General features: G+C 43.6%; 6 protein-coding genes and 1 pseudogene. 2 read left to right on the forward strand and 5 right to left on the reverse strand.

The window, feature by feature from the left end:
- Positions 1-33: 33 nt before the first annotated feature.
- The gene (gene sigK, locus ABH897_RS25645; protein ID WP_014282571.1) at positions 34-735 is read right to left on the reverse strand and encodes an RNA polymerase sporulation sigma factor SigK; all 702 of its coding nucleotides are present in this window, start codon (positions 733-735) and stop codon (positions 34-36) included.
- A gap of 466 nt (positions 736-1,201) precedes the next feature.
- Between sigK and ABH897_RS25650 the strand changes: the two genes are divergently transcribed.
- On the forward strand, positions 1,202-1,672 hold the full coding sequence (locus ABH897_RS25650) for a 2-thiouracil desulfurase family protein (protein WP_283657167.1): 471 nt from the start codon (positions 1,202-1,204) through the stop codon (positions 1,670-1,672).
- A gap of 384 nt (positions 1,673-2,056) precedes the next feature.
- Here the strand turns inward: ABH897_RS25650 and ABH897_RS25655 are convergent, their stop codons facing one another.
- From ABH897_RS25655 to ABH897_RS25665, 3 genes are all read right to left on the reverse strand, one after another.
- A complete protein-coding gene (locus ABH897_RS25655) occupies positions 2,057-2,392 on the reverse strand; it encodes an antibiotic biosynthesis monooxygenase (protein WP_404521488.1) in 336 nt (111 codons plus the stop codon).
- A 54-nt stretch (positions 2,393-2,446) separates the two neighbouring features.
- Complete coding sequence (locus ABH897_RS25660) at positions 2,447-3,028, reverse strand: TetR/AcrR family transcriptional regulator (protein ID WP_404521490.1); 582 nt, start codon at positions 3,026-3,028, stop codon at positions 2,447-2,449.
- Between the two features lie 92 nt (positions 3,029-3,120).
- Positions 3,121-4,131: a fumarylacetoacetate hydrolase family protein gene (locus ABH897_RS25665; protein ID WP_404580572.1), complete on the reverse strand. Its 1,011-nt coding sequence runs from the start codon at positions 4,129-4,131 to the stop codon at positions 3,121-3,123.
- A 161-nt stretch (positions 4,132-4,292) separates the two neighbouring features.
- On the opposite strand from ABH897_RS25665, the gene ABH897_RS25670 reads away from it, so the two are divergent.
- Complete coding sequence (locus ABH897_RS25670) at positions 4,293-5,315, forward strand: MBL fold metallo-hydrolase (protein WP_283652590.1); 1,023 nt, start codon at positions 4,293-4,295, stop codon at positions 5,313-5,315.
- 168 nt (positions 5,316-5,483) lie between these two features.
- On the opposite strand, the pseudogene ABH897_RS25675 reads toward ABH897_RS25670, so the two are convergent.
- A pseudogene (locus ABH897_RS25675) lies at positions 5,484-5,776 on the reverse strand (transposase); the annotation flags it as partial.
- Positions 5,777-6,288: the final 512 nt, after the last annotated feature.

Genomic DNA, 6,288 nt, shown 5'->3' on the forward strand with positions numbered 1-6,288 from the left:
ATAGCAAAATAGTTATTATTTAAGCGGAACCCATTACCCCTTCTGTTTGTAAAATTCATGGTACAGCTTCATTAACGCTCGCTTCTCAATGCGGGATACATACGAACGCGAAATACCCAGTTCTCTGGCAATTTCCCGTTGTGTACGTTCTTCCCCCCCGGCTTCCAGGCCAAATCGACCAATAACCACTTCTTTTTCACGCTCATCCAAAATATCCAGGTTACGATAGATTTTACTCTTCTCTATTTTGAGCTGTACCTTATCCACAATATCGTCCGCCTCGGTGCCGAGGATATCAATTAAAGTAATTTCGTTACCTTCCTTGTCGGTCCCTATAGGATCATGGAGAGATACGTCTTTACGTGTTTTTTTCAATGAGCGAAGATGCATTAAAATTTCGTTTTCAATACAACGGGCCGCAAACGTTGCCAGCTTAGTGCCTTTCCCGGTCTGAAAGCTTTCAATGGCCTTGATCAGACCGATGGTGCCGATGGATATCAGGTCCTCCAAATCTTCACCGGTGTTATCAAACTTTTTCACAATATGAGCCACTAATCGGAGGTTGTGTTCAATTAGTGTGTTGCGGGATTGCGCGTTGCCTTCGGCAAACAGCTTCAGGTGTCGGGCTTCCTCTTTCTCAGTCAATGGCTGCGGAAAGGCGTTGTTTTTCACGTAAGAGACGAGTAGCGTCAATTCCTTGATGAACAGAGCGATAGCGCTAAATAGTCCGGGCACGGTTGACACCTCCTGAGGTAGTTGCGAACTTACCGGTTTATGGTACCTTACCGGGCTTGTGATCTGTTTATTGTATGTGGGCAGGTGCCCATCCGTGCCTGTACTCCGAAAACTGCTCCGCAACAATTTATGGGGATAGAAAGTAAGATTTTCACACACCTCCACATTTCAAATCGTATTCTATAGACAAATAACAGAATATGGAGGTGTGCAATGATAAGAGGGCTTATTGTTTTTTTTGCTGGCTGCCATTTTATCCGTACAAAGTGTTTATGCAGAACCTGTAGTGAACACACAGAGGGCAGCAGCTTCGCTTTTTTCATTTTTAATGTCATACGGTAGAAGAAGCACCCTGATTGATATGGAAGAAGGAAGTTTTATTTTTCGTACGATGACTCTATGAGAAAATTTGATTATACTTAAATGACTTAAGTTGTGAAAAGCAACGGACATGAGGTGGAAGCAGATGATTTTGGTAAGTTCTTGTTTGGCAGGGATGAAGGTGCGGTATAACGGGACGGATAGCTTGGACGTACATATTCAGAAGTTGGTAGAGGAAAAGAAGGCTATGACCATCTGTCCTGAACTGTTGGGGGGCTTTATGACGCCGAGACCGCCTGCTGAAATTGTGGACGGGACGGGGGAGGATGTACTGAACGGTAAAGCCAAGGTGGTTGAGTCCTCGGGCAACGATGTCAGTGAGATGTACATTAAAGGTGCATACGAAGCTTTGAACATAGCTAAGGAGATTAACGCTACACTTATTGTTTTAAAAGAAAACAGTCCATCCTGCGGATCAGCCGCCATTTATAACGGGTCATTTGAAAACCGGAAAATAGCGGGGAATGGCGTGACCTCGGCTTTGCTGAAAAAGGAAGGCTTCAAGGTGATATCGGAGGAACAAATATCGGAAATTTTCCTGCATGAGGATATGTAGTGGATTCGGAGACATGAAAGTAGGATAAAATACAGATTTTGAACTCTCACAGTACTCATGAAAGAAAGACTCATGGTGTCAGGAGAAAATAAAGTATTAGACTGGCTCCAACAAAAAAGACAGCGGCAGCCTTAGACCAGAAAATATAGTCTTAGACTACCGCTGTTTTATTAAACTAGCGTGTCCCGTTAGTTCAATAACATCCACAGAATTATAGCATGGTAAGAACTAATTAACGTATCACAATAATGGCTGCAATAGAAAGAGTGGGTATGGGAGACTACAAAATATAGTTTACAGACTCTGTTTCAGTCCTTTCTTTAAAACGAGAAAGAGCAACCTGTTTTTTAGACAAGTCACTCTTTAAATTATTAATTAATCTATCTATTTGTTTGTTAAATTAGTTCTCCACTCATTCGTTGGTGTAAGATAACTAATTATTCTTTCATCGATTAAATCCACAAGTTTATTCTCATATGTTTTTCTATAAGGTTTAGGAAGTTCTTCTTTTAGCCAACTTTCCTTTGTTCCTTTCCAGATTTCAAAAAGAGTAACCTCATTTGAATTATCAATATCATCTGAAAGAACGGCACTTACAAAAGCTGGTTCATGTTCCATCACTCTCATATTAGCAGATAATAGTTCTTTGAATTCTTCCTTTTTTTCACTTTTAATTTTAAATCTTATATAGAGTATTACGTTTTCTTTATTATTACTCATAAATATCCTCCAACTTAATAAGTTTAAACTTATCATTAAATAAATCAACAAAGCTTATGACTGAGACAAAATTCCTTTAACAAACAATGAGACACTGTGCTTGTAGAACTCTTCCTCGGTGACGAGTTGGGACTGATATTGCCGGTGAATCAGCTCGCTCATCTGAAATCCGTAGCACATCGAGAGAAAAGACATGGCGGCAAGACGCTCATTCTGTCTGGCTATAACTTTTTTCTTCTGCAGGCGTTCAAAATATTCAACCAGCAAGGAGTGCAGCTTCACCGGCGGATCGGCCAGCACTCTGTCCAATTCGGGTAGCATTCCTTTGTCGCGGATGCCAATCAAAATGATGTCCGCATTTTTATGGAAAAACAAACGGTACTGCTGACTTACATTCAGCAGATCGACTTCCGGATTATCGGTCGCGCCCTCTTTTAACAGCTTCTCAAATTGCGGGATATCCGAATGTCTTTCAATGATGGCTTCCAATATGCCTTGCTTGCTTCCAAATTGCCGGAAAATCGTAGATTCATTGACTTTAGCTTCCGTTGCAATGGCTTTGGTGCTTACTCCCCGATAGCCCTTCTTTTTGATGAGCCGTGTCGCGGCTTCAATGATTCTGTCTGATGTTTGCATTGTATTTCTCCTTTTGCATATGTTAAACCTATTCTACTACAAGTTTTGCATATGCAGCAGGGTCGGGGTTCATCATTTTCATAAACGTTTATTTAAGGCAAATCGCTTCTTTTTTCCCAGCGGCTTGGTTCCGTAATCTTGACATGATCAGGCACCAATTGCGTGAGCGTGCCTAATTTATCAAATGTAATCTGGATTCGGTCAGAGGGTAACAGCCATTGTTCGGTCTCGATTGCGCAGCAATCCGGTATCGTCCCCATTCCTATAATCGTGCCCGGGAGCGGCGTGAAAACTTTGAGAACCTCCTCCATCACTTTTGCAGGGTGTGCAGAATACTCGGATGTGCTTCCCTTCCAGTGCAGTCTCTCCCCGATGCGTACATCCACATCCAGTACCAGCGGGTTGTCGATTTCATCCGGCGTAACCAGAAATGGTCCTATTCCTTTGCTGCGATCAAAATCTTTGCAGCGCGTCGGTCCGATCAGCGCCTGGAAATCCGGCCACTGCACATCGCGGACAGTACTGTCGTTAAAAATAACATAACCTGCAATGCAGTTCCCCTTCCCTGTAACAAAGGCCAGCTCCGGCTCGATATCCAGGTAGGAAGAGTACGAAGGCCAATGAATCGTATCCCCATCGCCAATTAATGCATTATGGTTACACTTGTAATAACTGAAAGTTACTTTATTCGGATCTTTCTGGAATTTTTCAGCAATTTTTCGTTTAAGCTCTTCTCTTTCCGGCCCTGTATATTCTCTTTGCAACAGATTTACGCCAGCATTTCTCAGATGTCTTGGCGTCAGCCCGAAATCGATAAGCGCAGCCGGATTCGGAACCGGCGGCAGCAGTTTTACCGCTGCAATCGGGCAGATTTCATTTTCATTGAATTGATGCGACTGTTCAACAGCATATTGCATCAATTCCTTAGCGGCATCATAACTTGCCGGCAAATAATGAAGATAGCTGTCTATACTTTCAAGACTGTCAATGAATGTTCCCTGCTTTTTCATGATTGCGGCAAAAGACACGACAAATTTCTCGTTAATTACAAGCCCAAACAAAGGTTCCTGGGATGTCTTGGCTTGAAAGGTTACTAGCTTCATGTTGCAGCTCCTCCATCCATGTAGTGTGATGTTGTTCTGTTACTATCATATAGCATAGAACAAATGCATGCAAGTGCTTGCTTGCATTTGTTCTATGCTATATGATAAAGACATAGTCAGTATGCCTTACCCCAAAAACATATACGCAAAGGAGAATTTTTATGAAGTATGGACGTATTATCCAAAAACCTCGCGTTAAATTTTTTGAAGTCGCAGATGGCGTCTTTGCCGGTATTTCGCCGTATCGCGGGATCAGTTGGGCCAATGCCGGGTTCATCAACAAGGGTGAAGGGCTGGTGTATGACACATTCTTCGATTTGTTCCATGCACGGGAAATGCGGAAGGCTTTTATGGAAGTAAGCAACGGCGGCTCTCCCGCATATGTGGTGAACTCGCACTATAACAGCGACCATGCCTGGGGAAACAAAGTGTTTGAAGATGCTTGCATTATTATGCACAAGGAAGCGTCCAGAGAGCGTCTCACCGAAAATATCGCCTGGATGGACAGCGTCATTAGAAGAGGAAAGGAGTCTCCGGAATCGACTTCGGGCGAGCGGTTTTTTGCAGCGGAATTTGAAGGATTCGACCTGGAAGGCGTAGAATGGGTGCTCCCGAATATTGAGATAAAGGACGATATCAACATCCGTCTTGGCGATACGGAAGTTATGATTTACAACGTAGCTCCGGCCCACTCTGACAGTGACTTGCTGCTGTGGATGCCAAAAGAAAAAGTGCTGTTCGCCGGCGATGTCGTGTTTAACGGTTGTACGGCATACAGCGAAGAGGGAACCCTCAATTGGGTTAAAGTGCTTGATCGCATTATTGATGAAATTAAACCCGAAATCGTTGTTCCAGGACATGGCGCCATCTGCGGCCTGGACTTCGTGAAGGAGCAGAGAGACTACCTCCTGAATCTGATCAGCGAGTTCAACAAGCATTACAATGACGAAATTGATTCCTTGTCCCTGACCAAGCAAATTGATATTTCCCGCTTTCTTCATTGGATTCAGCCAGAACGCTTGTATGTTACAGTGGATATCCTATTGAAAAGCAAACGAGGGTTACCACCCCTTCCAATTTGGAACGAGGTGCCTGCTAAGCTGGAAGACATGAAAGCTTTTTTGACCGGAAAATATGGCAATCAGATCAAGCCATGGGACCCTATGAGTGTTTGGCAAAAATAGTGCATGCAAGCCGTTATTAAGTGATCGTTGTCAGGGAATGCGGATGAACGATGTGGAAGAAGAGCAAGTACGTATCAGATCATGAGGGCTCAGAGAGTCGATGGTTGCTGTGAACCGATCCTCACCTGATACCGAATGGGCTTCTGAGTCGCTTCGCTGAACAATGAGCTTCTTCACCACGAGTGGCTCAAACTCGACAAGGCGGTCGCGTGGCACGGAGATCTCTTGTTCGCCGTACTCGCTGACCACAGTTTTCTGCTTTTGCCATTCCGGCTGTTTGATGTCTCCTTGGCCTTCACATCGTGCTTCTCATAGCCCAGATGCGTTTCCATTTCCGCCTCCAGCATCTCCTGGATCGTCTCGGCAAACAGGTTCTTCAGCGCATTTTGCGCATCTTGCGCCGTAACCAAATTATTCTCCTTAATGAAGGCCGGCAGTTGCTGTTTCGCCCAAAGTCCCATTTCTTTTGTGGAACAATCATAAAAAAGTTCCGCTGTTCGCATCAGTTTCCAGATGTTAATAGTTTTGAGTGGTTTTGTTTTCTTCAAGTAGCTTCGAATTGCTACCCAATCTGTTCTTTGCAGGGGTCATACTACTTCACAGCCTCTCAAAAAATGAAAAGCCGAGCAATTTGAAGCTAGCGTACGAAAAATAAAAAACGGCCCTGTCGCAAACGATGCGAACAGCGGCCGTTTTTTGAATTGTTCCACGGAATTAAAATCGGCGCTTAGAACCGATTATGAAGAAAAATGGAGATGGACTTATGACTTACTAGTAGAACTCTTCTAAATCGATATAACCAAAATTTGATGTTAAGTGTATTTCTCTTCTTTAAAGGGATTCCAAGACTTTTGGCGGTAGCCACCATCACTAAACTGCCCGTTAGAATTCCTGTAAAACAAATAATTTGCTCTTTGCATAAAAACGAGCGCCTCGGTACGATGGGGTTGCGCACGAGGTCATAGCCTCAAAA

The organism is Paenibacillus sp. RC73 (assembly GCF_044908085.1).
GTDB lineage: Bacteria > Bacillota > Bacilli > Paenibacillales > Paenibacillaceae > Paenibacillus > Paenibacillus terrae_A.